The 25,082-nt window shown below is 37.1% G+C and carries 24 protein-coding genes; 7 read left to right on the top strand and 17 right to left on the bottom strand.

Annotation, left to right across the window (positions count from 1 at the left end; all coding sequences use genetic code 11):
* Positions 1 to 8 precede the first annotated feature (8 nt).
* From NK356_RS00280 to NK356_RS00220, 13 genes are all read right to left on the bottom strand, one after another.
* On the bottom strand, positions 9 to 470 hold the full coding sequence (locus NK356_RS00280; protein ID WP_034691926.1) for a heme-binding domain-containing protein: 462 nt from the start codon (positions 468 to 470) through the stop codon (positions 9 to 11).
* Positions 471 to 472: 2 nt separating this feature from the next.
* On the bottom strand, positions 473 to 1,114 hold the full coding sequence (locus tag NK356_RS00275) for a DUF3347 domain-containing protein (RefSeq protein WP_253315898.1): 642 nt from the start codon (positions 1,112 to 1,114) through the stop codon (positions 473 to 475).
* A 30-nt stretch (positions 1,115 to 1,144) separates the two neighbouring features.
* Positions 1,145 to 2,029 carry a DUF3347 domain-containing protein gene (locus tag NK356_RS00270; RefSeq protein WP_253315897.1) on the bottom strand — a complete coding sequence of 295 codons (885 nt, stop codon included), beginning with the start codon at positions 2,027 to 2,029 and terminating at the stop codon, positions 1,145 to 1,147.
* Between the two features lie 100 nt (positions 2,030 to 2,129).
* Positions 2,130 to 2,564: a hypothetical protein gene (locus NK356_RS00265; RefSeq protein ID WP_156106358.1), complete on the bottom strand. Its 435-nt coding sequence runs from the start codon at positions 2,562 to 2,564 to the stop codon at positions 2,130 to 2,132.
* A 419-nt stretch (positions 2,565 to 2,983) separates the two neighbouring features.
* Complete coding sequence (locus NK356_RS00260) at positions 2,984 to 3,946, bottom strand: T9SS type A sorting domain-containing protein (RefSeq protein ID WP_034691932.1); 963 nt, start codon at positions 3,944 to 3,946, stop codon at positions 2,984 to 2,986.
* Between the two features lie 42 nt (positions 3,947 to 3,988).
* Entirely contained in the window at positions 3,989 to 5,386 is a 1,398-nt protein-coding gene (locus NK356_RS00255) for a porin family protein (protein ID WP_253315896.1), read from the bottom strand.
* On the bottom strand, positions 5,379 to 5,945 hold the full coding sequence (locus NK356_RS00250; protein ID WP_034691935.1) for an RNA polymerase sigma factor: 567 nt from the start codon (positions 5,943 to 5,945) through the stop codon (positions 5,379 to 5,381). Before NK356_RS00250 ends, NK356_RS00255 begins: the two co-directional genes overlap by 8 nt.
* Positions 5,946 to 6,048: 103 nt before the next feature.
* Positions 6,049 to 6,627: a DUF4840 domain-containing protein gene (locus NK356_RS00245; RefSeq protein WP_034691938.1), complete on the bottom strand. Its 579-nt coding sequence runs from the start codon at positions 6,625 to 6,627 to the stop codon at positions 6,049 to 6,051.
* Between the two features lie 255 nt (positions 6,628 to 6,882).
* Positions 6,883 to 8,298 (bottom strand): efflux transporter outer membrane subunit, encoded by a 1,416-nt coding sequence (locus NK356_RS00240; RefSeq protein WP_253315895.1) that lies wholly within the window; start codon positions 8,296 to 8,298, stop codon positions 6,883 to 6,885.
* On the bottom strand, positions 8,285 to 11,443 hold the full coding sequence (locus NK356_RS00235) for an efflux RND transporter permease subunit (RefSeq protein ID WP_253315894.1): 3,159 nt from the start codon (positions 11,441 to 11,443) through the stop codon (positions 8,285 to 8,287). Before NK356_RS00235 ends, NK356_RS00240 begins: the two co-directional genes overlap by 14 nt.
* A gap of 29 nt (positions 11,444 to 11,472) precedes the next feature.
* The gene (locus tag NK356_RS00230; protein WP_253315893.1) at positions 11,473 to 12,594 is read right to left on the bottom strand and encodes an efflux RND transporter periplasmic adaptor subunit; all 1,122 of its coding nucleotides are present in this window, start codon (positions 12,592 to 12,594) and stop codon (positions 11,473 to 11,475) included.
* 419 nt (positions 12,595 to 13,013) lie between these two features.
* A complete protein-coding gene (locus NK356_RS00225; protein ID WP_034691944.1) occupies positions 13,014 to 13,778 on the bottom strand; it encodes a LytTR family DNA-binding domain-containing protein in 765 nt (254 codons plus the stop codon).
* Positions 13,775 to 14,893 carry a sensor histidine kinase gene (locus tag NK356_RS00220; RefSeq protein WP_253315892.1) on the bottom strand — a complete coding sequence of 373 codons (1,119 nt, stop codon included), beginning with the start codon at positions 14,891 to 14,893 and terminating at the stop codon, positions 13,775 to 13,777. The genes NK356_RS00225 and NK356_RS00220 overlap by 4 nt, the downstream gene beginning before the upstream one ends.
* A 229-nt stretch (positions 14,894 to 15,122) precedes the next feature.
* Between NK356_RS00220 and NK356_RS00215 the strand changes: the two genes are divergently transcribed.
* Entirely contained in the window at positions 15,123 to 15,947 is an 825-nt protein-coding gene (locus tag NK356_RS00215) for a universal stress protein (protein ID WP_034691948.1), read from the top strand.
* 141 nt (positions 15,948 to 16,088) lie between these two features.
* On the opposite strand, the gene NK356_RS00210 is transcribed toward NK356_RS00215, so the two are convergent.
* Positions 16,089 to 16,958, bottom strand: coding sequence for a RimK family alpha-L-glutamate ligase (locus tag NK356_RS00210; RefSeq protein WP_253315891.1), 870 nt, complete (start codon positions 16,956 to 16,958; stop codon positions 16,089 to 16,091).
* Positions 16,959 to 17,203: 245 nt separating this feature from the next.
* On the opposite strand from NK356_RS00210, the gene NK356_RS00205 reads away from it, so the two are divergent.
* The 6 genes from NK356_RS00205 to NK356_RS00180 all read left to right on the top strand — a co-directional run bounded on the left by NK356_RS00205 (position 17,204) and on the right by NK356_RS00180 (position 22,024).
* Positions 17,204 to 17,749: a hypothetical protein gene (locus tag NK356_RS00205; protein ID WP_253315890.1), complete on the top strand. Its 546-nt coding sequence runs from the start codon at positions 17,204 to 17,206 to the stop codon at positions 17,747 to 17,749.
* Positions 17,750 to 17,762: 13 nt separating this feature from the next.
* Complete coding sequence (locus NK356_RS00200; protein WP_253315889.1) at positions 17,763 to 18,407, top strand: hypothetical protein; 645 nt, start codon at positions 17,763 to 17,765, stop codon at positions 18,405 to 18,407.
* A 13-nt stretch (positions 18,408 to 18,420) separates the two neighbouring features.
* Positions 18,421 to 19,191, top strand: coding sequence for a sensor histidine kinase (locus NK356_RS00195; RefSeq protein WP_253315888.1), 771 nt, complete (start codon positions 18,421 to 18,423; stop codon positions 19,189 to 19,191).
* The gene (locus NK356_RS00190) at positions 19,188 to 19,832 is read left to right on the top strand and encodes a response regulator transcription factor (RefSeq protein WP_034691955.1); all 645 of its coding nucleotides are present in this window, start codon (positions 19,188 to 19,190) and stop codon (positions 19,830 to 19,832) included. Before NK356_RS00195 ends, NK356_RS00190 begins: the two co-directional genes overlap by 4 nt.
* A gap of 262 nt (positions 19,833 to 20,094) precedes the next feature.
* Positions 20,095 to 20,940 (top strand): caspase family protein, encoded by an 846-nt coding sequence (locus NK356_RS00185; RefSeq protein ID WP_034691956.1) that lies wholly within the window; start codon positions 20,095 to 20,097, stop codon positions 20,938 to 20,940.
* A 73-nt stretch (positions 20,941 to 21,013) separates the two neighbouring features.
* Positions 21,014 to 22,024: a serine protease gene (locus NK356_RS00180; protein ID WP_253315887.1), complete on the top strand. Its 1,011-nt coding sequence runs from the start codon at positions 21,014 to 21,016 to the stop codon at positions 22,022 to 22,024.
* Between the two features lie 49 nt (positions 22,025 to 22,073).
* Here NK356_RS00180 and NK356_RS00175 read toward each other — a convergent pair whose 3' ends face one another.
* Genes NK356_RS00175 through NK356_RS00165 form a run of 3 tightly spaced genes read right to left on the bottom strand, consistent with a single transcriptional unit; the run spans position 22,074 to position 25,082 of the window.
* Positions 22,074 to 22,484 (bottom strand): hypothetical protein, encoded by a 411-nt coding sequence (locus NK356_RS00175; RefSeq protein WP_253315886.1) that lies wholly within the window; start codon positions 22,482 to 22,484, stop codon positions 22,074 to 22,076.
* A 58-nt stretch (positions 22,485 to 22,542) separates the two neighbouring features.
* Positions 22,543 to 22,851: a hypothetical protein gene (locus NK356_RS00170; RefSeq protein ID WP_253315885.1), complete on the bottom strand. Its 309-nt coding sequence runs from the start codon at positions 22,849 to 22,851 to the stop codon at positions 22,543 to 22,545.
* Complete coding sequence (locus NK356_RS00165; protein WP_253315884.1) at positions 22,848 to 25,082, bottom strand: zincin-like metallopeptidase toxin domain-containing protein; 2,235 nt, start codon at positions 25,080 to 25,082, stop codon at positions 22,848 to 22,850. The genes NK356_RS00170 and NK356_RS00165 overlap by 4 nt, the downstream gene beginning before the upstream one ends.

The following is a 25,082-nucleotide window of genomic DNA, read 5'->3' as shown; positions in this document are numbered from 1 at the left end:
TATTATTTTTATTCATAAACTTTGCTCTGCTCTTTTAACCATTCGGTCATTATTTTAATTTCGCCATCACTCAGTTTTGCTTTTCTGTGCATTAGAGTATACGACGACAGTGGCATTTGTCTGTTTACAATCTGTTCCTTTATTGAATTCAGCAATCTTACCTGCTTTCGGTTGGAATAGGTTTCCCATTCACTGAAATTCAGGTCATCTTTTGCGTCTTTAATATGGTTTTCTACAAGTGCTCTTGCAGGCTGTATATAATCGTACCATGCATAATCGGTCGTATTACTATGACAATCATAGCAGGAATTCCGAAACAGAGTTTGTACTTCAGCCGGCATATTATAAACCCTTGTAAAATCTTTTGTAACAGCCTTGCCTTTGTCTATATTAAAGGCGGGCTGATACAATTGTATTGCAATAAAAAGAAACAGAACAAATACCAAAATTCTTTTCAGTATTTGTTTCATTCTCAGAACTGTTTTTTCACAGAACCACAGCTTAACATCTGATTTCCATAATAAGGATTTTTGATGTCTTTGGTTTCACTGATCCACACTGCTCCTTTACCGTCATTATACATTGGGCAATGATCCTGATACAGTTTTTGTGAACTGCCAAATAAGGCAATAAGATCCGAAACATCTTTGCTTAAAGAAGCCAGATGCTCACGCTGATGATCAATTTTCCCGGTATTATCACCGATATGTTCAGCGTTTTCCTTTGCGTTGTCTGCTATTTCTTGATACTCTTTTTGTTTACCGGAAGGAATACTTTTCACATCCACATTTTTGATGGTCGCCAGTAATTTTTTCCCTGCACTGGCTGCTCCTTTGTCATTGTCTGCAACAAGTGCATTTTTAAGAGCCAAATAATCTTTAATAATAGGTTCAATACTAAAATTTTGGACCTGAGTTTCTGTTTTAACTGGTTCAGTTTTCTGAGCCGTAGCACTTACTGGTTCAGCGGCAACTAAAGAATCATGTAATGGAGCCGTCTTTGTTTCAGATATGGATGTACTGTCCTGTGTTTTTAGTTCACTTTCTTTATTTGGAGACTGCTTGCAGGAAATTACGGCTGTTAATATGATGATTGATACTATTATATGTTTCATTGTTTTGATACTTACTTATTAAAAATTTTATTACTTCTTGCTAATCGTTTCCTGAACACTGCCACAGGTAAGCATTTTGGACCCGTAAAACGGATTTTTGATAGCTTCTTCTTTGCTAAGCCAGTTTGCTCCTTTTCCATTATTAAACATTGGGCAATGCTGGTAATACACCGTTTCGCTCTGTTTTGAAACTTTGGTAAGGGCATAGATATTTTCAGACAGGAGTGCAAAAGTGCCTCTCTGTTTTTCAATGTCTTTAGTACTTGCTATTTTTTCTGCCTGTGTTGTCAGGTCTTTTAAAACTTTCATCCAAACGGTATGTTCTTCATTGGAAAGCTTGCCCATTTCAACATTCTGAATGGCTTTTACCAACGAGGCGGCCTTTGCCGATGAAGTTCCTGCATCAGTATTTACCAGGGCATCTTTTAAAGAAAAATAATTGTCAAAAACTGCTTTAAGCTGAGATTCATTTTTATTTTCAGAACTGTTAGCCTCAGTCATTTTGCTGTGATCATGATTGGTGTGTTCATTATTCATATTCATCTCCTTATCTTTATTCATGCTGGCAGGTTTTAGCTCTCTTTTGTATTGGCAGCAGCCTGGCAGCTTACTGTAAGCATCGTCCGGAGCTAAGAATTTTTCACTGTCATAACCGGCTAAAGCAATACGTTTCAGTATTTCTTCCTGATTTGTTTTTTGGGCATCATAATTCAGGGTAGCCATTTTTGTATCTTCATTCCATACTACAGATGAAATGTTCTTTAGATTCCCGGCTTTTTCGATATTGGTTTTACACATATCACAGTTGCCATATATTTTTACCGCCTCTGTTTTTGCATTTTTTATCTGTGCAAAACCTATGGTGTATGATAGTAATGCACTGATTACCATCAATATTTTTGATAATGATTTCATTTTTCTGATTTTTAAAAATTGATAATTGGAATACAACAGATTGTCCGAAAACAAAAGTTTGCTTTCGACAAGACCTATTTCTGGCTGTACGGCCAGATAATTATCCTATTTTGGGAGGTTGCCAGATAGAAGAAAAACCTGAAGAATAATAGGTTTGACTGAAACTAAATTTAAGTTTCGTTTCTTCTCTGAAATGATTTTTGATTTTCAGATCGGCCATAACAGGAAGCCCTGTTAATGAGATCACAGTTCCGCATCGGCACGAATTGTGTTTGCATTTGCCATTGCAGTCATTATGGTTTTTATCTTTTTTACAAAAACCAGGTTTACAGCAGAATTTATCTGATAAGCTGCTGGTTTGACACTTATAACCTAAAGTTTGATCCTTTTTTATATCTTTCTTTGTGCACGCAAAGCCTAAGTTCGGTACTAAGAAAAGCACCAGACAAAGGACAAGAATGTGGCCGATATGTTTGTTATAAGTTTTCAACCAAACAAAGTTACAATATTTATCATTTACATCTTTTTTTATCAAATAATTTTTATGAAATTTTCTGCAAGTTTATATTATTTACAAGAAATTCAATGTATTTCTGAAAAGAAAATTCCTCAGGGAAAGCCTGCAACAAAGGGATTTATCTCATCATAGAATAAAAAAAACCGGTACAAAAAAATTTGTACCGACTCAACCATTATTAAAAACTAACGAAAAAGATTATTCGTCTGAATACTTTAAAAAAGTGTGAGTCAGGAAGCCGGATGCCATAAAGAGAGGACTCCTTTTGGGGTAATTATGACCGTCATTAGATTAACAAGGATGAAATGTATCTATGAGCGTAAAGTATTAAAATAAATTACTTCAGTTCTTCTTCAATACAAGGAACATCCCTCCTCTGACATCCATTCTTCCTTCCCACAATCAATTTTTAAACATCTTCAGATTTTATAATCCTATTATTTCTTTATAAATCTATTTTTATATTCTGTTCCATCTGTGCTTTTAGAAACAATGATATAATTTCCTGGTACCAGACTGCTTACATCAATCGCCTGATTATATCTGTGATCTACTTTCTTCAGGACAAGTTTTCCGGACATATCAATGATGATAACTTCCTTATAGATTTTATCCGATTCTTTCCCAATATAAAGGTGCTGCGCCGTAGGATTAGGATAAATTTTCAGATTATTATCTTTAATTTTTGTCTCTCCTGTTCCCAGATTGCTGCAGAATTCCCAATCTCCGAAATTGAGTTCTACAAATGCAAACGGATCTAACATCTCACATTGATCCGGACAATATTCCGTACAGGCATAAAATCCGTATTTCCCTGAACTGGTAGCCACATAAGTATCTCCCACTACACCAGAGATGATACACGGATCTCCCAGCGTCGGCGGATTACTGCTTGGTACACATTTGAACCAGGTATGTTTACCATATACAACAGGAAAAATATTATCAAACTGTACAGAAGCTCCGTTGCAGACATTCACTGTTCCTGCATTTTCCTGATATGTTCCGGGCGTATAAGTAGTCATCATAGCCGGCAGACCATATACAAAACCATCTGCAAATGCTGTAGGGCTTTCTGCTGTACAGTCGCCTTCAGAAACCACTACTTTAAAATAATTCAACTGATCGTTCCCACTAATGGTTAACTGCTGAGATGTTGCTCCCGGAATAGCTACCCACGGGTTATTATTAGGTGTCTGCCATGTCCATTCCTGTTTGTACCACTGATACGTTGTGTACGTCTGTGTCGTGGAAAGAACCTCATCTTCAGTACTACAGAATAAAATCGTTCCCGGATACTTTTGTCCAAGTCTTGCACTGGTAATTGTGGGTGTACATTGTGCTTTAATATTCAGAATGCTGAATAGTACAACCACTAAAAAAATTAGTTTTGTTTTCATATATATAGATTATTAAGTTTGGTGTTGTAAAAATGGTGTGCCTTAATCCAGCAGCACTCTTATTCCGAATTTCATATTAAATTGAAGAGGTTTTTCTTTGTAAATGGTATTGGGGGCATTTTCTTCTTTAAAATGGTATCCTATTCCCGGTTCTGCATAAATTCCAACCTTATCAATGAGCTTTAACTGAAATCCTACAGCTGTATTGACAGAAAACTGCAGAGGCTTAGGCTCCACACGTTCTTTTGAGGACTCCTTAATTTGATCATCGACAACATAAGTTGTTGTAATATTACCTGCTATTGGTTTTTCTACCAGCGCTCCAGCTGTAATATATCCTGTGAATTTCCCTTTTTGAATGACATTATAATTAACCTGAACAGGAATTCCTATATAATGAACTGTCTGATCTCCTTTAATATAATTATTGTCACTTCCGGAATGCAACTCAGAAGAAAGCTTGGTATAGTTCAGCCCTGTTCCTATTCCCCATCTTTTTCCCAAGTTATAGTACACAGAAAGCCCGAATGTCACCGGTACTTTATGTCTGATTCTCGCTTCTACCGGCTGACTTTGATTGGCCAGTAATATAGCCGTCAGAGGATCATCATGATATTCAGCTGTAGCCCATACCTGCTCTACATTCATCGCTTTTCCAGTGATTGAAGCATAGCCAGGAAACTGCTGTTCTGCAGAATTGGAACCCATATTTCCTGTAAGCATACCTAACATCCATGATTTTTTATCTCTGGATTTCGTGGCTTTACGCTGTGTATTTTCAGCATAGACTTCCTTTACTTTTTCCTGATTAAAAAGAACCTCATCAGAAGCCTGTTCTTTTACAGTTTCTTTCACCGTATCATCAATAACTGCTGTTTTCTGGGCGATCTTACTTTCCTGCTGAAAAGACTCCGATGCTGTCGGAAGCTTGAAGACATCCTGGATCTTCTGATTGCTTCCAGCCTGATTTTCTGCTCCATTATCAGCATATCTTTGTGTCAACGTTTTCTCCGGAGCACCGGTGTTCAATATATTTTCAGCTAAAAAATCATCTGTTTTTGATTTTACTTCACTGCCTGAAACATTCTCAGTTTCTGTAGTTTCTACATAATTTTTTTCCTTTTCTCCCTTCCCATCTGCCGGTTTCTGAGACAGAGTTTTTCCGGTATCATTCTGGGGTAGTATTCTGGTCAGCAAAAACAATAATGCAATGGCTGCTGCAATCCCTCCAATGCGATAAAATATGGATCTGTTTCCTGCATTTGTTCCTTTTTCTTGCTTTGCTCCCCCTGCATGAACTTCAGGAATAAATCCGGGAATGCTGTCATTTTCTTCTCCGGAAAATAATTCATCTTTAATGTCATCCCACAACCCTTCCGGAACGTCCTCTTCATGGTCATCCATTCTGCTTCGCAGGTTATTTAGCCATTCATTATTCATATTGTGCTTTTTTTGACATTTTAAATTCTTTTACTTTCTGAGCAAGCATTCCTTTTGCCCTGTGAAACTGTGATGCAGAAGAATTTTCTGCAATCCCCAGCAGTACGGCAATTTCTTTATGGCTTTTTTTCTCAAACACATACAGATTAAAAACAGTTCTGTATCCATCAGGAAGTGCTCTGATCATCATCATAATATCTTCACGGGGAATCTCTTCAAAATCCGGTTCTTCTTCATTAGGAATATCTGGAAGGTCATTTACTTCTACAGCAGATTTAAAATCTCCTTTCTGTTTGATATGCTTCAACGATTCATTGACTGTGATACGGGTCATCCATGCTTTTAAAGAACCATTTCCTCTGTATTCAAAAGATTCTATTGAACGGAACATTTTAATAAAACTGTTTTGGAGCACATCATGAACATCTTCTTTTTCTGCCAGATAACGGGAGCACACATAGGACAGATTTCTGGAATAAGCTCCAAAAAGCTCTTTCCAGGCAGCTTCCTCCTTCATCAGAAGGTGCTTTACCAAAATCTGTTCTTTACTTTCTTCCATATAATGCTGCTGCCTCCGTATCCGCTGGGATGTTAAACTGTCAAGCAAAAATAGATTGCATCTTTTTAATAAGGCGCAATCCATTGATGATAATATCTATTAATTAATTTTTTATACAGAATGGAAAATTATAATCAATCACCTCATAAGGAGTAACCAATGTACCATCTACTGTAATTTTTTCTGCTGTGAGAGCATATCTAAGCGTTTGATCCAACCCTACATAATATCCTTTCTGCTTAGAAACAAATTCTACCACTGTCTTTTTATTCACACCGTCTACAGGAATCTGAAGTTCCATTGTTTTTGGGGTCAAAGTAAGCTCTATCACATTATTCGTTGTATTGATTACTGCAGCATATTTAACGTCATATTTCACCTTTCCCAGTGCTTGTATGGCTTTTTCTGCTTTTACAGGATCTTTCACCACAGTCTTTACAATATCACTTATTGGAAATTCTGCAAATGAGATGGTGTCTTTCTTTACTTTGAACTCTTTTACGCCTTCTCTTTTGATATTTCCCTGTACAATAATCAGTTTTCCTTTATAGTTACCTGGTAAGTTTTCTATTTTTACAGGTGGAATATCCGGTCCTTCATTATCATTACAAGAGTATAGGGTAAATCCTACTAAAACCATTAAAACTGTTATAAAAAATCGGGGTACTGTCAATTTTTTCATTGCATTACATTTTCGTTAAACATTAATTATTTTCGAGTACTCATCTATATAAATCCTGTTTTCTGAAAATCTTGCATCCTTTTCTAAAAAAAGAATAAAAAAATTTATAACCAATTGATTTTGTGAATATAAAATTTCATCATCTCACTGCAAATTCCGTACCTGTTATCAAAATGAAGCTCTATTTGTCTTTTATAAACAGCAAAAAGGAAACTACATGACATAGCTTCCTTTTCATTATTTACCAGTTGTATTTTATTGTACTCCACCGCCAAGTGCTCTGTAAAGATCTACCTCAGCATTTAATTTTTCAAGGGTCACATTGATGGCTTCCAGATCATTCTGAAGTTTATTATTCTGGGCAGTGATGACTTCCAGATAGGTTGCCATTCCACTTTTATACAGCTTCAGTGCATCATTGATTCCTTTGTCCAGAATAGCTGTTCTCTGTTCTAAAAGCTGTAATCTTTCTGAAGAACCTTTCGACTTAGCCATAGCATCGGAAACTTCTCCCACCGCAGTCATTACTGACTGTTTAAAGTTGATACCTGCTTTTTCCTGTTCAATTAAAGCAGTATCATAAGCTGTTTTCAACTGTTTTTTCTGAAAAATAGGGGCAGCAAGATTGGCCGCAATTGCTTTGGTAATAGATCCGGGAATATCAAACCACGAGCTGAATTTATTGGAATTTACTCCTATCTGTGGGCTCAGGCTGATACTTGGATACATGGCGGCTTTTGCCAATCCGGTTTTTGAGTTGAGGCTAATTACGTTAAACTCTGCCATTTTCAGATCTGGTCTACGGCTCAGCAGTTGTGCAGGCAATCCTTCTGATAGTTTGTTTTCAGGAATCATTGTTTTCAGATTTCCTTCTCTTTCTACTTTGGCCGGATATTCTCCACAAAGAATACTCAAAGCATTTTCCTGGATAGAAATATTCTGTTTTGCTAAAGGAATCAGCAGCTCAGCGGTTTTTTTCTGTGCTTCCGATTGCTGAACGGCCAATGAATTTATCTGCCCTGCTTTAAACTGAAGATTCATCATTTTAAGTGTATTGTCACTCAACTCGATATTCTGTTCGGCTATTTTCAGCTGTTCATCAAGACTGATCAGATTATAATAAGCCTGAGCTACCTGAACAACGATTCTGCTTTTGATAGCATTTAAATTTTCTTTTTGTCCAAAATACTCTGCCGCCGCAGATTCCTTCTGCATTTTAGCCTTTCCCCAAATGTCTACTTCCCAGGAAAGTCTCAGGGCAGCACTGAAATCATCCATGTATTTTGTACCGACAAACTGTTCATTCAGGGAGCCGTTAAGGGTATTGATGGAAGCCCAGCTTCTGTTGGCTCCTGCTGTAAGATCTAATGTGGGCATCAGACCTAGTTTAGCCTGTTTATAAATCAGATCCAACTGTTCTATATTTTTCAAAGCGACATTCACTTCATTATTTCTTGAAAGGGCTTTATCTATTAAACCTATCAATTTGGGATCTTTGAAGAATGTCTTCCATGGCAGTACCACAGTATCTCCCGTTACCTGCACAGATTCTTTATAGGTTTCTGGAATCTGAAGATCCGTTCTTGTATATTTTTTCCCTACGGCACAAGACATCAGTAGTGATGCCATTGCGCCTGAAATAAGGAAATTCTTTATATTAAATATGCTCATTTGTCAATTGATTTTCTGTTGTATGATACTTCTTTTTGGTAGAGAATTTCTCATCCAGATACTGAAAGAACATGTAGAGTACAGGGATTACAAAAACTCCTAAAATCACTCCGCTCAGCATTCCCATGGCTGCACTTGTACTGATGGATTTGTTTCCTGAAGCCATTCCTCCTGAAGAAATCATCAGCGGAATCATTCCGACAATAAAGGCTAATGAAGTCATGATAATGGGACGTAATCTCGCCTTCGCTCCTTCCAGTGCAGAATCCAGAATGGAAAGACCTGCTTTTCGTCTTTGTATGGCAAATTCTACAATAAGGATCGCATTTTTGGCAAGAAGACCGATAAGCATGATGAGTCCTACCTGTACATAGATATTATTATCCAGTCCGATTGCTTTTATTCCTAAGAATGCTCCTACAATTCCTGTTGGGATGGAAAGCATTACTGCCAGAGGAAGAATATAACTTTCATATTGAGCTGCCAGTAGCAGATATACAAAAAGTAAACACAGCCCGAAGATGGCAATTGTTTGATTCCCTGCTGATTTTTCTTCCAGACTCAATCCTGTCCATTCATAACTGTAATCAGATGGTAATTTGCTTAAAGTCTGTTCCAGCTTGCCCATTAACTCTCCGTTACTTACTCCAGGTTTTGGAGATACGTTGATATTTAACGAGTTGTAAAGATTGTAACGCTGAACGGATTCCGGACCGTAGACTTTTTTCAAAGTAATCAATGTATTCACCGGAACCATATCTCCTTTTTCATTCTTTACGAAAATATCATTGAACGCCTGCTCGTCCATTCTGAAAACTCCGTCCGCTTTAATATTCACTCTGTAGAATTTCCCGAATCTTGAGAAATTCTGAGACTGGTCTCCTGAGAAATAGGTCTGAACAGTTCCCAACAGATTGGAAATGCTTACTCCCAGTTGTTTTGCTTTATCTTCATTCACTTCAAGCTCCATCTGAGGATAATCTGCCCTGAACATGGTGTAGGCAAATGCCACTTCCGGAACCTGCATCAACTGGCCGATCAGCTCGTCTGCTTTGGCTTTAAGAACCTGAGGGTCTCTTCCCATACGATCCTGAAGCACGATTTCGGCATCATTCGTCATTCCATATCCTTCTACAGGAGGCATTCTGAAAGTCATCACACTTCCTTCTTTGATCACTCCCAATTTTGCATTCGCCATGTCTACCACTTCCTGAATATCCTGAACTTCACCTCTTTCTTTCTTAGGCTTCAGTTTAACAAATCCCATTGCATAAGCGGGTCCTGCACTGTTACTAAGAAGGTTGTATCCTGTAATGGAAGTATTTTCCTGCACTGCGTCTACTCCTTTTAAGATTTCATTGATCTTATTGGAAACTTCTGTCGTTTTGGTCAATGCTGTTCCGGGAGGCATGCTTAAAGTGTACATGAAAAATCCGTCGTCTTCCATTGGTACAAAACTCTTAGGCGTGCTTGACATCAGCCAGCCTGCAACACCAATAACGGCTACGATTAATCCTCCTGCAATCCACTTTCTTCCTATTAAAAAGCGCACTCCTTTTGCATAACGGTTAGTCATATTATTGAATCCGGCATTGAATGCTACCGCAAATCTTTGCCCGAATCCTTTTGGTTTTTTACCTTCTCCTGAGTGATTGTTTTTCAAAAACACGGCACATAAAGCCGGAGTTAAAGTCAATGCGTTAACTGCTGAAATAATAATTGCTATGGCTAATGTATAGGCAAACTGCTTATAGAATAATCCTGCAGAACCGGACATAAATCCGATGGGAATAAATACTGCCGACATCACCAATGTAATAGAAATAACCGCTCCTGTAATTTCACTCATCGCTTTGTGAGTAGCTTCTCTTCCTGAAAGGTCTGTTCCTTCCATATTGCTATGAACAGCTTCCACTACTACAATGGCATCATCTACGACAATACCGATGGCCAGTACAAGGGCAAAAAGGGTCAGTACGTTGATGGTAAATCCTAAAACCAGAAGGAAGAAGAAGGTACCTATAATCGCTACCGGAACTGCTACTGCCGGAATAATCGTAGATCTGAAATCCTGTAAGAAAATAAATACCACGATAAATACCAGAATAAATGCTTCTATCAGAGTAGATTTCACCTGTCCTGTAGCCTCATCCAATCTTTCTTTGGTACTCATTACCTTCGTATATTTGATACCTGGAGGGAATGATTTTGATAATTGGTCAAGGGCTTTGTTTACCCCTATTTCAATCTGATTCGCATTGGAGCCTGTGGTTTGCATAATGGCTACAGTAACTGCATTTTTCCCATTGGAAAGATTATCTCCTGTATTGGAAATCGCTCCGAATTCTACACGGGCTACATCTTTTAACCTAATAACCTGGCTTCCTGTATTTTTAACAATTATATTTTCATATTGTTCAGGCTTATTCTTTTTTCCTTTGTATCTGATTACATATTCTAAGGCGGCATCAGATTCTTCTCCCAGTTTACCGGGAGCAGATTCTAAACTGTGGTCTGCAATGGCTCTGGAAACATCTGCCGGCTCAAGTCCGTACGATGACATTTTCTGAGGGTTCAGCCATATTCTCATGGAATAATCTTTCAATCCGAATACCATAGCCTGCCCAACTCCTTTTACTCTTTTTACCTGCGGAATAAGGTTGATATTCGCATAGTTCTGAAGAAAAGTTTCATCATATTGTTTATTATCTTCAGTATAAATATTGAAAATCAATACCATACTGTTCTGTTGCTTGGATGTGGTCAATCCCATTCTCACGACCTCCTGCGGAAGGATCGGAGTGGCCTGTTGCACTCTGTTTTGCACGTTTACCGCTGCCTGATCGGCATTCACTCCCTGTTTGAATATAATGGAGATGGAAAAGGTTCCATCATTACTTGCTGTGGATTTCATGTATTCCATATCTTCCACTCCATTGATCTGTTCTTCCAGCGGAGTTACCACGGAACGAATCACAGTTTCACTGTTTCCTCCGGGATACGAGCCTGAAACGGTAATCGTAGGCGGAGAAATATCCGGGAATCTGGTCACCGCCAGCTGGTTTAATCCTATAATCCCTAAAATGACGATGATAAGGGATATTACCGTCGCCAGTACCGGACGGTCTATTATCTTTTTTAACATTTTTGAATTTTCTAAGAATGGTTATACAACTATTTCAAAGGAACGGTGTGTGCCACCACCTGCGCTCCGTCTGTAAGGGCATCAATTCTGTTGATGGCAATCTTATCTCCTGCATTCACGCCTTCTTTGATGAAGTAATCCTGAGAGGTACTTCCTGAAACGGTAATCTGAGTCATTTTTACTTTATCCTTACCATTCAGTTTATAGACAAAGAACCTGTCCTGAATATCTTTTACTGATGTTTTCGGAAGTCTGATCACTCCGTTCAGAGCATTGTGAATCATAACTCTAGCTGTTCCTCCTGCTCTTAATAATTTATCAGGATTCTGAAAAACAGCTTTCATCTGGATGCTTCCAGTATTTCTGTCAAAGTTTCCGCTGGCATTTTCCAGTTTCCCTTGAAGAGAATAAGTAGAACCGTCTGCCAGGATAAGCTCAACGTTTTCTGCTGTATTTCCTGATGCCGATGCTCTGCTGTGGGCAATAAAATCAGCTTCGTTCATTGAAAAGTATACATTCACGCTGTTGATGCTTGAAAGTGTTGTCAGCGGAGAAGCATCTGACGGACTGATAAGGTTTCCTACTCTATTCGGAATTCGCCCAATATATCCGCTCACCGGAGCTTTGATGTAGGTAAAATTGGCGTTGATCTTTGATGATCCTAATGATGATTGTGCCTGTGCTACCTGTGCTGATGCTGCTTTATAACTTGCCTGTGCTGTTTTCAGCTGCATATCTGAAACTACTTTTCCTTCCACAAGGGGTTTTAGTTTTTCCACTTCAAGTCTTGCTGTTTCCTGAGCTGCAATAGCAGATTTCAAGGCGGCTTCATTGGTATTTACCTGTTCGTTGTATACGGATGGATTGATTCTGAAAAGGGTCTGTCCTTTGCTTACATACTGTCCTTCTTTGATATATACTGCTTCCAGATATCCTGTTACCTGTGCTTTAATATCTACATTATCCTGTCCTTCTATGCTTCCCGGATATCCTGTAGACACATCTGCATCTCCGGACTTCACCTGGATAAAATCTGTAGGCAATGCCTGCTGCATCTGCTGAGCATTTTCCTGGCCGTTCCCGGAACCGCATGAGTACAATATCGCTGCAGCTGTAAGTGAAAGTACCAGATATCCTTTTCTGTAATTCATAACATTGGTTTTTAAATTTTACAGGAGCAAAATAACTTCATCTTATAGTGATATTCATTCAGAAGTTGGGTGAAGTGTCATTAATTGCAGGTGAAACGTATGATAGGAAAAATGAAGGGAAAACAGCTATTTTCGTTTATAATTATGACAAAAAAGAGATTTTTATGTGGAAATAAGAGTGAAATCATTGAGGATAAACTAATGTATTTCATAAGTGAAAAGAAAAGAGGATGTCTCAAAAGTGTTATTCTGAACACAGACTGAAAGTCTGCGAACAAAGTTCATAAATGTAGTGAAGAATCCCATGTATTTGGATATTGATGAGATTCTTCCTTCGTCAGAAATCGAAGATTCGACGTAGTCAATGACATAGGCCAAATTATTTGACTTTTGACAGCCTTCTCTGTATTTTTATGAAATTAATAATCCATCCAGGATTTGAAAATGGAAGCTTTTTCCCGGCTTACAATGACTTCCATATCAGGCTGCTTTCTCAGTTCCAGCTTTAATTTTCCGTTAAAATGATTAAAAATCTGCTTTACGGAATTGATATGGATGATAAATTGTCTGTTAGCCCGGAAAAAGAATTTAGGATCCAGCTGTTTTTCAAGCTCCTCAAGGGTTTGCGGAACATTCTCTACCACTCCGGTATTCAGCATGGCTTTGCTGATTCCCAATTCGGTGTAAAAGTAGAGGATATCTTCTGCCAGAACGGTTTTATATCCGTCTCTGTGGGCGATCAGAAAACGTTTTCTGTAATCTTTCGGCTGTATGTAATTCAAGAGTCCTTCAATGGCTGTTCCTACTACCGGAACGGATTCCATAAAGGTTTCATAGCGTTTTAAGGCGGCATCCAGTTCTTCTTCTTCAATAGGTTTCAGAAGGTAATCTACACTGTTATACTTGAATGCCTGTACTGCATATTCATCATAGGCTGTGGTGAAAATAACAGCACTTTTAATTTCATGTTTGTTAAATATTTCAAAGCTGAGACCATCTGCAAGGCGTACATCCATCATAATAACATCCGGGACCACATTATTTTCCAGCCAGTGTACTGTTGAGGTTATCGAGTCTTCCACAGACAGAATTTCGATATGGGGTCTTAACTTCAACAACAGTCTTTTTAATCTGTCGGCATTAGGTCTTTCGTCTTCAACGATTAAAACTTTATTAATCTTCATATCAATGGGAGTTTTACAATAAATTTATCTTCTGTTTTCTCAATCACGGGTTTAGGATATCCTAAGATTTCGTACCGTGCAATAATATTGGTAAGTCCTACTCCTGAGGAATCCGGCTTATTGATTAAAGGCAGAATAGTATTAGAAACAACCAATTCTCCTTCCTCGTTTGTATAAACATGGATTTCCAGTGGATTTACTTTGGATGTCTGATTGTGTTTAATAGCATTTTCAACCAATAACTGTAAAGACAGCGGAAGGGTGAATCTGGATCTGTATTCTTCTTCAATATCTATTTTGAATACCACTCCTTCCCCAATTCTTTTTTCAATCAGAAAGATATAGGATTCTAAAAATTTGAGTTCCTCTTCTACGGCAATGATGTCTTTTTTGGAATTGACCAGCAAATATCTGTATACTCTCGCAAACTTCTCTGAATATTCATAGCCTAGCTGCTGATCTTCCAGAATAAGCTCTGACAATACGCTGAGGTTATTAAAAATAAAATGAGGATCTATCTGCAACTTAAGAGCCTGAAGCTCAGCAGCCATGGCTGCCTGTTTATGTTTGGAAGCTCTTACTTTATGCTGAGCCGCTTCTACTGCTGTTTTTTTCCAGTTTTCCAATAAATAATCTACGGTATTAAAAGCACTGATAATCAGAGATATTACAATATTGGTTGCAATCCATTGTCCAAGCAGGGTATATTCTTTTCGGGAATCCATTTCTGGCAATGTCACTGAAGTACAGTCTACAATGGCATTAATAATGATCACGATCATCACACTTCCCACGATCTGGAGCAAACATTGGATGAACAATCGTTTTACCGTTCTGTTTCTCCAGGGAAGCCATTTATTGAGTGTTCTGTCAATAAATATACTTACCTCAGAAATAATGATAGAAAAAAAGACAATCCATGTGGCATCTTCCAGAATCATCTTCAGCGGAGCATCCAGATATCCTTTCCAAACAGGATCAAAGGGATCAATAAGATAGGAAAAAACACAGAAAGTGACTACTGCTAAAGCCCAGATTACGAGCCTTCTTTTCATGGTAGAAAGAATCTTCTTATTCCGTACTATATTTTTCCTGATGGTAGAAATTCTATTCATATCCGGGACTTTATGAATGTAAATATAGAAATAGATTTTATATGAGTATCCTCCATTTTAGACGAGACCGCCAAAACAGGACATGAAACGTAAAATAGCAGCGTTCAAATGGATGTGACGGTTCATCACCTGAAAAAGACATTTCATCATCATTTTATGCAACATCACATTATTTTTAGAGTAAGAGAACAAGTGTCTATCATAGTTTTGTGGTATTAAATCCGGTACAATGAAAACAATAATTGTCTGCACAGATTTTTCCCAGGAAGCTGAAAACGCTACTCATTATGCTGCTTCTATGGCTAAAGAAAATAAATACAGGATTATACTTTTTAATCTGCAAACCGTTTCTATCCATGCTTTGAATGCACAGGCTTCAGCTGATTTTTTCTACACTCAAACGATTAAAAATCAAAAACACCTGGAGGATAAGGCAGCTGAGCTTAAAAGATTATATGCTGTCGAAACCCAACATCATCTGGCTTCCGGTAATTTTATTGAAGAGCTTGAAAACTGTATGCAACTCCATGATTGTGATTTTATTGTGATGGGAATGGCCGAGAAAACGCTGGAACAAAAGCTTTTAGGAAATAGTGTAACAAGGGCGATTCACAGGATTAAAAAACCCATACTCATTGTTCCTGCCCACATAGAATATACTGGAATCCAAAAAATACTTTTTGCTTATGATACGCACAAAAGCATGACCTGGTCTGCCATGAATGATATTTACCACTTTATTAATGAATTCAATGCTGAGATTGAGGTTTTCAATGTAAGTGAAAGATTAGAGGATTTTGCTGAAGTTATTCATGATATTGATCTGAACTCCGGATATGATCTGGATGATATTAAGTATAGCTTTAAAATGATTCAATCCATTGAGGTCATCAAAGCTATTGAAGAGGAAATAAGACTAACGGGGCCAGACCTTTTAACTATGGTTCCTTATAAATACAATCTTGTGGAATCCCTGTTTCATCGAAGTAAAACAGCTATAATGGCTTATAAGAATAAAATACCATTACTATCAATTCCCCTAAACATAGATTAAGAATCAATAAAAATCTGTTCACATTTGAATTATCCTTTTTGCCTTTAAAGGCTAAATTTTACACTTAATCTTGTTTGACAGGACCGGGAATAGATTTCCGGTCCTGTTTTTATTTTAATTTTAAAAATTATTCACTCTAAATTATTTTGTCAGAGCCATTAATGCCTCATAATAGTTTTCCAGTAAATCAGGATTCCCATTCAAAAACAAATAAGGTTCTATCAATTCCAGCTCCATTAAATGAAATGAATTATTAATTAAAACACCATCCACTCTTGCATAAAGAGTTTCCTCCGGCAGACTTTTCAAATACAATCCCGCCTGTTCTATGTGCAATGGATCCGGTTCGGGATAACTGATGCTTCCCCCATGATAATGCTGTACCCTGAAATCTCCCTGTTTAGGTGTTTTTAATGAACAATGACTGTATTTTCCATTAAAAAATAGGAATGACCACTCTCCGTTTTTAATCTCCTCTACAAAAGGCTGCACCATATAGTCCTGCTCTTTCAGAAGAGTTTCAATTTCTGCAGAACGCTCGTTGAAATTATCTTTGCTTACAGTAATTGTATTTTGTGCTCCGGCGCTTACACAGGGTTTTACCACCAATTTTTCAGTATTGAAACGATCAAAAAAATGCCTTTCCAATACAGATCCTTTTTCAAGATATTCTGCAGGAATGCCGGGAAGTCCATTTTCTTCAAGATCTTTCAGATAATGTTTATCACTGTTCCATTGGATGATTTCTACGGGATTCAGGACTTTTACTCCTAATTTTTCAAGACTGTTCAGCCAGCCCAAGAATTCATTTAAATGGTTGTGATAATCCCAGGGAGATTTGATGACAACAACATCATAACTGCTCCAGTCTACATTCGGATCATTCCAGATGGTGGGAACGATGTTTAATCCTTTATTGATTAAAAAATTAATCAGTTCTGTATCCTCATCATTGGTTACTCCCTGTAAAAATCTTTCTTCTTTTTTATAGCCTGTGATTGTGATTTTCATGCTTCTTTTTGAGTTTTATTTCCGATTCAATTTCGGGATACCTTATGGATAAACAGAGACACAGATTTTTCTATTTTGAAGGGTACAATTGGAATATTATTTTAAAAACAAAAACAAACTAACACATTCTATTCATCTGAATATCAAAAAGTCGTAAATTTATTAAAGGATAAAAACAGTGTTTTCCCTCTTTTTTATAGTTGTGCCGTTAGCTAATTTTGTTCCATAAAATTAAAACCATAAAAATGAAAACTTCCTTTTTTACTAAGATTTTAAATCTGATTTGTGCAGCATTTCTATTGACTTTTTGTCTGATCAGCTGCTCCGAACCTCCTAAAGAACCTGTTAGCAACAGTTATAAAAAGAAACTGATCAGCTATCGTGAAGGCAGGGTTCTTTTTGATGAATACACCAGAACCAATCATGAAATTCTCATGAAGTACAGAAACGGTGAACCCGATTCCCGATGGTATTGGTTTTCGCTTGAAGATATGGAAGGCTATATTAAATATGTAAAAGATAATGCCCGAAAACAAAAATTAAAAAATCCGGGAATCAGGATTTACATGGGAAAATATCCCATGAATCATCCTAAAAACAGAATGGCCAAACCTGAATATGCAGGTTACCAGACTATATTTTTAGTCCCTACAGCCCAAAAAAGAGAAAGAGAGAAGGCAATGTCCAGATCAGCCACCACCGAAGAAAACACAGACGTTACTTCAATAGAATCTATGAACATGACCAATCTGGCACCTCCACCAAAAGCATTATCAGAAACAATGCCTTAAAAAACACAAAATTATGAACTGGAATATTGAAACAGGGAAACAGATATCGATGATCATTTCCATTATAGTGATGACTTTAATGATCATAAAATATAGAAAAACCGGAAAGGAAAATTTATTTTTTATCATTGGATATCTGTTGTTTTCCCTGATTGATATTTCCTGTTATTTCTATTTCAAGCTGACAAGTCTGCCTACGGATATATTTTATGTGATTGGTTTTTTAATGATCGTATTCTTTCTATACTTATTCTATTATTACCAATTACTGTATGTTCCGATGCTCAAAAAGATACAGACTATCATTCTGGCTCTTTTTGTTCTCAATATTGCTGTCATGTTTTATACAGAAGATGATCTGCTCCATCATTTTTCTTTTAATATGCTGTATGCAGATATTCTTTTGTTGTTATTTTCAATTATTTTGTTCCTGTACCAAACCTTTAATTCTGATAAGATACTGGAAATCAAAAACTATTTACCCTTCTGGATATCAGTGGCTTTACTGATCTTTTTTATTGGAAGCATTCCGATACTTTTTTTCAGAACTACTGTTTCAGAGACTATTTATTTCTTTATTTTATTTATGCTGAATCTGATCAGTAACGGGATACTCATATTGGGTTTAATCTGGAACAAACAGGAAAGAATAAGATAAATGCTTTTCAGATATGGAAGAGAATAATCTGGTCATCATCTTTACAATTACTTTATTCATCGTTGTTTTGACAATGATCTTCATTTATGCTGTTTTCATCAAGAAAAAGACAACCCTGCTGATAGAGCAAAAAGAAAAAGATTTACGGTTTGAAAAAGAGCTGGCTACTTCACAGGTAGAAATGAAGGAACAGACCCTCAATTATATCGGGCAGGAACTGCATGATGATCTGGGCCAGAAGCTTTCCGTCGTTCGTTTGCGCCAGAACCAACTGATTACCAAATTAAAAAACAACGAAAAAGAAGATCTGATTGAGCTCAATGAACTACTGGGAGAATGTATACAGGACATCCGAAACCTGTCTAAAACATTGATTACTGAACAGATCATTCATTTCGGACTGGCAGAATCCATTGAAAGAGAAGTGAAAAGAATCAAAAAACTGAAATTATTGAAAATAGAATTCACTACTCAAAAACAAGATATTGATATTTCTCCCAAACATGGTCTGATCCTCTTCAGGATTATTCAGGAAAGCATCAATAATATACTGAAACACTCCAAAGCCAAAAATGTTTCCATCCAAATGGAGGATGACTGTGAAAAATTACACATCAGTATCTCAGACAATGGAAAAGGCTTTGATACAAGCATTATTCAGGATGGCTCAGGATTGAAAAATATGGAACTGAGAGCCAAGCTGATTCATGCCGAACTGTCTATACACTCAGAACTTAATAAAGGAACACAAACATTGATAACCTATCATAAAAATTTATTATGAAAACTATTCCCATAGCGATCGTTGATGATCATACCTTAATCTCCAAAGCACTGGAGAATATGATCACAGAAAACACTCAATATCGGGTCATTATGAATCATCCCAATGGAGAAGAATTTATTGCTGGCGTGGAAAAGGCTTCAGAATTACCTGCTGTAGTACTGATGGATGTTAATATGCCGTATAAAAATGGTATAGAAACTACAGAATGGCTTACAGAGCATTATCCCGATATTAAAGTCATTGCCCTCACCATGGATGATGATGAAAGAATACTCATTAAAATGTTAAAGGCAGGCGCTAAAGGCTATCTGCTGAAAGACATGCAGCCCTCCATCCTTTTCCAGGCTATTGATACGGTATTTGAGAAAGGGAGCTTTTATACTGATTTTGTGGCTCAAAAGCTTTTAAAAGTAAAAACAGAAGAAGCCAAAAATGCTTCTCTGCTTTCAGAGCTGAAAGACAGAGAGAAAGAGTTTATCAAATGGGCCTGCAGTGAACTCACTTACAAAGAAATAGCTGATAAAATGTGCCTAAGCCCCAAAACTATTGATGGCTACAGAGATTCGGTTTTCGTGAAACTGGATATAAAAAACAGAGCGGGTCTGGTGCTTTTTGCCATGAAACATGATCTGTGCTAACTTAATTTTTAATCTTATTATTACCTGAAAAAATAAACATCTTTACATTCTATTAACGTATCCGGCAGCTTTTCAAGCTGCCGGATTTTCATTTCATAACTCATTCATATGCAAACAAAAAGGTGTTTTTCCTTTTTCAAAATACGGTTTTCTCCTCTGTTTTTGTCCTTCAGAATGATGGAATTTTGTCATAGAAAAAAACACAGAAAGGCAGCCCCCGAAAAGCCGAAACAGAGTAGGGAATATTTTTAAAACTAATACAATGAAAAAAGCACTTATCGTAGGTATTAATGATTATGCTCCCATTGGATACGGAGGTCCGGATCTTAACGGCTGCGTAAATGACGCAAGAGACATGGCAAACACATTGGTCATCTGTGGTTTTAGTCCGGCAAAGATTAAAATTCTTACCAACCAGAATGCCACAAGAGCGAATATATTGAACTATCTGAAATCCATGATCAGCACAAGCGTAAAAGGAGATTCTCTGGTTTTTTATTATTCAGGGCACGGAACCAGAGTGGCCAATATAGGATCAGATCTGGAACTGGATGGTCTGGATGAAGCTATTTGTCCGCACGATTATGCCAATAACGGAGTGATTCGTGATGATGATTTTAAAACCGTTCTCAGTAAGCTGAAAGCCGGAGTGAATATGGAAGTCATTTTCGACTGCTGTTATTCCGGAACAGGAACCAGAAAAATGGATCTGGGAATGGAAGCAGATTTTCTTAATGAAACCGCACGTTACATTCCTCCAATGCTTGAGGATGAATTTTATCTGACGTATGCCAGTGAAATGGAAGCTTCTAAAAGTTCAAAAAAATCAACAATTCTTACTAAAGCACTTGTGCCTGTTGCCGGAATGAATCATACGTTGTGGGCGGCGGCGAAAGACAATCAGGTATCGATGGAAGGAAATATCAGCGGACAAATTCGAGGGTATTTTACCTATCACTTCTGCAAAATATTGCGTGCCACCAATGGAAACATCGTCAGAAAAACACTTGACAAACAGGTTGCCGTCGCCTTAGCCGCTATGGGAGCAGCGCAAATTAACCAGACAGAAAGCATGACTGCAGAATTTTCACAAAAAATATTCACTTAACTAATAACCATTACCGGCGGAATCCGAAAAGCCATTAAAAGAGTAGGAATATACCAGATTAAAAATAATAATCATGTCAAAAATCGAAAACAACAATCCAATGACCGCTGAAGAAGTTCTAAGACTTAGAACTGTTAAAGCAAAATCAACTGAAAAACCATCAGCTATTGAAAAATTATTCAACCAGGCTCCGGCTATGGAAACTATTAACGGAAGAACTTTTCCTAAAGGGATGAAAACTATAGGAATGCCTATGGATGAAAAAACAGCAGAAAACAGATCTCTGGAAACTGACCATTTCTATCCTACCCATGCTGATTTTGAATATAATCCAAAACTAGAACCTAAAAAAGACCGTAAACCAAAATTCATTGACAGAGATTCTTTCCTTACTCAGGAAAATGCAAGAACTATTTTTGGGGCAGATCAGAGAAAAGTATATAATTCTACAGCTTATCCGTGGAGATGCGTGGGAAGAGTGGAAAGTTCTTTAGGATCAGGAAGCGGCGTAATGATTGGCCCAAGACACCTTCTTACCTGTTCTCATATTGTAGACTGGCAGCCTAATAATACAACAGGGTGGCTGAAATTCACCCCAATGTATTACAACGGAAGCGCTCCTTACGGAACGGCTTGGGGTACATTAACGTATTACAAGTATAAAGTAGCTGGCCCTACGATTGATTCTACAGAGATCCAATATGATTATGTAGTGATTGTATTAGACAGACCTATCGGAAACAGCACAGGCTGGTTAGGCTCAAAATCCTATTCCGATTCATGGGATGGAGGCGCTTACTGGACTCACGCAGGATATCCTGGAGATCTTACAGGAACGCAAAGACCTACCTACCAAACAGGTATCGCACTGGATGGGGATTTCTGGAGTGCTGATGACAACGAAAGCATGAGCCATAAAGCAGATATATGGCCTGGACAAAGCGGAGGTCCTTTTTGGGGATATTGGGACGGTTCTCCGTATGCTGTGGCTACGCAAAGCGCACATAATCCAAGCGATAATTTTGCAAGTGGCGGCTCAGATTTAGTCAATCTGGTCATCAGAGCGAGAAATGAACATCCTTAATTTATTTTTTTAGTTTTACAAACGCGCCCGACCTCAGGTCGGGCGTGTTTTATATACAGCCGTAAATATTATGATTTCCTAGCATAACTGTGTGTCGGACAATCCTATAGTTTTCATCTACATAATCTAAAATTTCCTGCTTTTCTTCATCAGCTAGAGAAGAGTTAAAATATATTTTATCATTTTTAAGCTCATAGAGTTCTGATAGCTCAGGACAATTTTCAAATAAAATTTTATATTTTGGCAATAAAACATCGGAAGGTTCAAAATAATCGTTTTGAAACTCTTCAAAAGGGAATCCTCTTTTTATTTTTTTATGCCAATGCATAAGCCAGTTTGTAAGTGAAACTGAGTCACTTATTCCAAGTTTATCATCCGCCTTTTCTAGTATTTTATACTGAAACGGTTTTTTACCATTTAAGTTTAATTCTATTAATAATTCTTTTATTATTGTTTTCATATTATAAACAAGTGCACTAATACTTGGTAAAAAAAGTACAGTTTAAAACATCTTCAAATTATGGTCTTTTTTCCTTTATGAAATATTTTCCGCTCTCCTCATCGTATCCCAAGGCTATAGAACCATTCCGTATCGATATATTTTCTTTTACTATTTTAAGATCATCATTAATAACTAGACTTCCATAAACATATCTATCAAAATCTTCTAAACCATAGGGAAAACCCAATAGCCAGCAATTAAAATCATAATATTTCCCTTTTTCTAAATATCTAATAGTAATTTCAGCATTCTTGTCATAATTAAAGTTTATATCAGACATTACTTGAATACCTAAATTTAATGCCTCCTCTTTTTTTAAATTCATGATTTTTCTTTTAATAATTTTTCTAATTCGTCAATGATTTTTGGCTCTGCACCTTGTCTTAAACATTCATTCCTATAATATTTATATGAGTCCAATAATTCTATTTCTGTCCAACGGTACTTTTGTTTCCAAACTCTTTCCCAAACCAATTCTTCTAATTTCCAGTTTGGAGCATTATGATATTCTTTAAAACCTAATTTTTTGAAATCATCTATATGCCATATCTCATGTTGAATGGTAAGTTCTGTTGCATCATCTCTGAGAAACATTATTGGTGGTATTTCATGTGTTCTACAGCTAGCCAATATATCATTTGGATAATTTGTCCATCTTTTGTAACGCTCTGGATGACTTCTTTTGGTAACAATCTCAACTTTTAGTCCAATATCACTATATTTTTTTTCAATTTCTTCAGCAATACGTCTTAAAGTACTTCTCTTATACCTTTGTCCTCCTCCTGATCCTTTTTGAGCTTTTCTGAAAATCTCTTCGTCTTCCCCGGAAAGATAACCTCCATTTTTTCTCCTCTCAATTTCCTCCTGAATCCTCTTCCGATTATCCTTCACTGTTTTCTCCGCAGGAGACAAACCATGATCAGCAACCTCTTCTCCAAAACCAAAGACCTCATCTAAAATCTTTTCTAATTTAGAAAAAATTTCTTTTGATCCCTTTTTAAATTCACGGAGAATCATTCGAATAAATTCTATAATTTTGTTGAGTGCATTCTCAGCTGTTGTAATCGCCTTGGTGATCTTTTCCAGCGGATTCAGGATAAAGCTTTCTACAGATTTGGCGAGCTTTGCTACTGCAGCAGTTCCACCTGTAAGAAGCGTTTCCACAATAATATCGATGATAATTCCAATGATATACCCATAATAATAAGCTGCTTTTTCCAGCGTGATCTGAGGAAGTTTTTCTTCTACCCATTTTACCAGACGGACAATGGTTTTTATCTGAAAGGTAATACACTGCTTAAAGAACTCCACATAATCAAAAGTCAGAATGCCTTCCAGCAAATCTTCCATCAGTTCCATGAACATTTCCCCATATTCCACTTTCCGGTCATTTACTTTATCCATGGCAGCGACTGCTTTGAAAATAAAGCCGATGATGGAAAAGATTCCGGCAATAATATCAACCAGACTGTTATAAATACCACACAGAAAGGCATTGGCAATCTGATAGTTTTTATAAACGAGATGCTGCATTCCGGTAAGAGGATCTGCAATAAACTTCTCCAGCTTATCGATCTGGTTAAAAAAGAAGGTCAGAGATTTATTGATTCTTTTATAGATAAAAGTGGGAAATAAAGTTTCAGTGTTGTTCAGCAGACTATTAAAATCTCCTTTTGCTTCATTGATGCTTTCAAAAAAAGATTTTACAATTCTGGAATTTATTTTCTTCTGACCTGCAAGATTTTCATAAGGATTCTCGGATGCTTTATGTTCATAGAAATCTTTTATTTCTTTATAAAAGACTTCCGGAATAAAGGCAGGATCATATTCTCCTTCTTTCGGATTGGGATTCCATCTGTTTTCCGAAATTCTTAGCTTGACAATATTTTCAGCGATACCGTTTGTAAAAAACGCTGAAGCTCCTTCTAGGGCTTCTTTCTTAAAAAAACTGAATATTTCCCCGATATTTTTATCCTTCAAACCCAGAAACCAGCTTATAAAATCTACTTTGTTTCTGTATATACCTTTTTCAATAAGATTTTTGAGTGATTTTGGCGTAACTGTTACTTCATGTTTCCTTGTAAAACTGAGAATGTCTGCAAAAGGCATATCCTTTTTATTTGTAAGTCCTGCTCCCGCTACAGCACGCATTACCGTATTATGATTGTAACGGTCATCAATTTCTAAAAATAGAATCAGTTCATTACTATTGGGTAAAGCTTCCAAATAACGCTGCAAAAGGAAAGCTCCGTTTTTACTGGCAAAAAGAACAACATCAATTCCGGCTATGGTCTTGCTGAATCTGCTCTTATAGACAACTACTTCTTCAATATTTCCTCCAAATACAGGATCATCAGAATAGATCTGAAATCCATTACCGTCTACAACCGGTTTTCCTCCGTAATAAGTATTGGCAATCTGCCGTGAGGTTTTTTGCTTTAATTCCGGAGGAGATTCCTGAGCCGGGAAAATGGTCTTAGAATCGGGATTCTCATTCTCAGGAAAGAAATCCGTGATGTTCCTCAATAGAGGATTATTTAAAATTTCTAAACTCAT

Source organism: Chryseobacterium sp. S0630 (genome assembly GCF_024158915.1).
Lineage (GTDB): Bacteria > Bacteroidota > Bacteroidia > Flavobacteriales > Weeksellaceae > Chryseobacterium.
The sequence above is the reverse complement of the archived record's forward strand: the minus strand, read 5'-3'. Positions and strand labels throughout refer to the sequence as shown.

Coding starts and splice junctions, on each gene's coding strand:
- NK356_RS00280 (WP_034691926.1), bottom strand. CDS start 470: ATGAAACAAATACTGAAAAGAATTTTGGTATTTGTTCTGTTTCTTTTT.
- NK356_RS00275 (WP_253315898.1), bottom strand. CDS start 1,114: ATGAAACATATAATAGTATCAATCATCATATTAACAGCCGTAATTTCC.
- NK356_RS00270 (WP_253315897.1), bottom strand. CDS start 2,029: ATGAAATCATTATCAAAAATATTGATGGTAATCAGTGCATTACTATCA.
- NK356_RS00260 (WP_034691932.1), bottom strand. CDS start 3,946: ATGAAAACAAAACTAATTTTTTTAGTGGTTGTACTATTCAGCATTCTG.
- NK356_RS00255 (WP_253315896.1), bottom strand. CDS start 5,386: ATGAATAATGAATGGCTAAATAACCTGCGAAGCAGAATGGATGACCAT.
- NK356_RS00250 (WP_034691935.1), bottom strand. CDS start 5,945: ATGGAAGAAAGTAAAGAACAGATTTTGGTAAAGCACCTTCTGATGAAG.
- NK356_RS00245 (WP_034691938.1), bottom strand. CDS start 6,627: ATGAAAAAATTGACAGTACCCCGATTTTTTATAACAGTTTTAATGGTT.
- NK356_RS00240 (WP_253315895.1), bottom strand. CDS start 8,298: ATGAGCATATTTAATATAAAGAATTTCCTTATTTCAGGCGCAATGGCA.
- NK356_RS00235 (WP_253315894.1), bottom strand. CDS start 11,443: ATGTTAAAAAAGATAATAGACCGTCCGGTACTGGCGACGGTAATATCC.
- NK356_RS00230 (WP_253315893.1), bottom strand. CDS start 12,594: ATGAATTACAGAAAAGGATATCTGGTACTTTCACTTACAGCTGCAGCG.
- NK356_RS00225 (WP_034691944.1), bottom strand. CDS start 13,778: ATGAAGATTAATAAAGTTTTAATCGTTGAAGACGAAAGACCTAATGCC.
- NK356_RS00220 (WP_253315892.1), bottom strand. CDS start 14,893: ATGAATAGAATTTCTACCATCAGGAAAAATATAGTACGGAATAAGAAG.
- NK356_RS00215 (WP_034691948.1), top strand. CDS start 15,123: ATGAAAACAATAATTGTCTGCACAGATTTTTCCCAGGAAGCTGAAAAC.
- NK356_RS00210 (WP_253315891.1), bottom strand. CDS start 16,958: ATGAAAATCACAATCACAGGCTATAAAAAAGAAGAAAGATTTTTACAG.
- NK356_RS00205 (WP_253315890.1), top strand. CDS start 17,204: ATGAAAACTTCCTTTTTTACTAAGATTTTAAATCTGATTTGTGCAGCA.
- NK356_RS00200 (WP_253315889.1), top strand. CDS start 17,763: ATGAACTGGAATATTGAAACAGGGAAACAGATATCGATGATCATTTCC.
- NK356_RS00195 (WP_253315888.1), top strand. CDS start 18,421: ATGGAAGAGAATAATCTGGTCATCATCTTTACAATTACTTTATTCATC.
- NK356_RS00190 (WP_034691955.1), top strand. CDS start 19,188: ATGAAAACTATTCCCATAGCGATCGTTGATGATCATACCTTAATCTCC.
- NK356_RS00185 (WP_034691956.1), top strand. CDS start 20,095: ATGAAAAAAGCACTTATCGTAGGTATTAATGATTATGCTCCCATTGGA.
- NK356_RS00180 (WP_253315887.1), top strand. CDS start 21,014: ATGTCAAAAATCGAAAACAACAATCCAATGACCGCTGAAGAAGTTCTA.
- NK356_RS00175 (WP_253315886.1), bottom strand. CDS start 22,484: ATGAAAACAATAATAAAAGAATTATTAATAGAATTAAACTTAAATGGT.
- NK356_RS00170 (WP_253315885.1), bottom strand. CDS start 22,851: ATGAATTTAAAAAAAGAGGAGGCATTAAATTTAGGTATTCAAGTAATG.
- NK356_RS00165 (WP_253315884.1), bottom strand. CDS start 25,082: ATGAGTTTAGAAATTTTAAATAATCCTCTATTGAGGAACATCACGGAT.